1 protein-coding gene is annotated in these 1192 nt (G+C 66.2%); it reads right to left on the reverse strand.

Translation table 11 applies throughout. The annotated features are described in order from the left end of the window. Positions 1 to 1192, reverse strand: a 1192-nt coding sequence (gene metK / locus A5673_RS06900; protein ID WP_068228969.1) for a methionine adenosyltransferase, incomplete at both ends; no start/stop codon positions are given.

The following is a 1192-nucleotide window of genomic DNA, read 5'->3' on the forward strand; positions in this document are numbered from 1 at the left end:
GGCCCGTTTGAGCTCGTCGACCATGTTGAGTTGTTCCCAGGGCAGTTCGATGTCGGTGCGCCCGAAGTGGCCGTAGGCGGCGGTCGGGGCGTAGATGGGGCGCAGCAGGTCCAGGTCGCGGATGATCGCGCCGGGGCGCAGGTCGAACACCTCGGGCACGATCTTTTCGATCTTGACCGGATCCACCGTCGCGGTGCCGAACGTCTCGATGAACAACCCGACCGGGGCGGCCTTGCCGATGGCGTAGGCCACCTGCACCTCGACCCGCCCGGCCAGCCCGGCCGCGACGATGTTTTTGGCCACCCAGCGCATCGCGTAGGCCGCCGAGCGGTCCACCTTGGAGGGATCCTTACCCGAAAACGCCCCACCACCGTGGCGGGCCCACCCGCCGTAGGTATCGACGATGATCTTGCGCCCGGTCAGCCCCGCATCGCCCATCGGACCGCCCAACACGAACTTGCCCGTCGGGTTGACCAGCACCCGCGTCGCCGACGCATCCAGGGTGTCGTGGGCCAACTCCTCGAGCACCGTGGTCAGCACATGCGCGCGGATATCGGGAGCCAACGTCTTGTCCAAATCGATCCCGTCGGCGTGCTGGGTGGACACCACCACGGTGTCCAGGCGCACCGGCACGTCGTCCTCATAGGCGATGGTGACCTGCGTCTTGCCGTCCGGACGCAAATACGGCAGCGTCCCGTTCTTGCGGACCTCGGTCAACTTGCGCGACAACCGGTGCGCCAACGCGATCGGCAGCGGCATCAACTCCGGGGTGTCGCTGATCGCATACCCGAACATCAACCCCTGATCCCCCGCACCCTGCGAGTCCAGCGGATCAGCCGCCCCCTCCACCCGCGCCTCATGCGCGGTGTCCACCCCCTGCGCGATATCGGGCGACTGCGCCCCGATGCCGATGTTCACCCCGCACGACGCCCCGTCGAAACCCTTGTCCGACGAGTCATACCCGATGTCGAGGATCCGGGCGCGCACCGTGTTGGTGATATCGGCGAACGCCTCCTTGGCCGTCGTGGTCACCTCACCCACCACATGCACCTGCCCGGTGGTCACCAACGTCTCCACCGCAACCCGTGAACGAGGATCCTGAGCCAACAACGCATCCAGAACCGAGTCGCTGATCGCATCACAGATCTTGTCGGGATGCCCTTCCGTCACCGACTCACTGGTAAACAGCCGA

This window comes from Mycobacterium sp. E3198, from assembly GCF_001667015.1.
Classification (GTDB): Bacteria; Actinomycetota; Actinomycetes; order Mycobacteriales; family Mycobacteriaceae; genus Mycobacterium.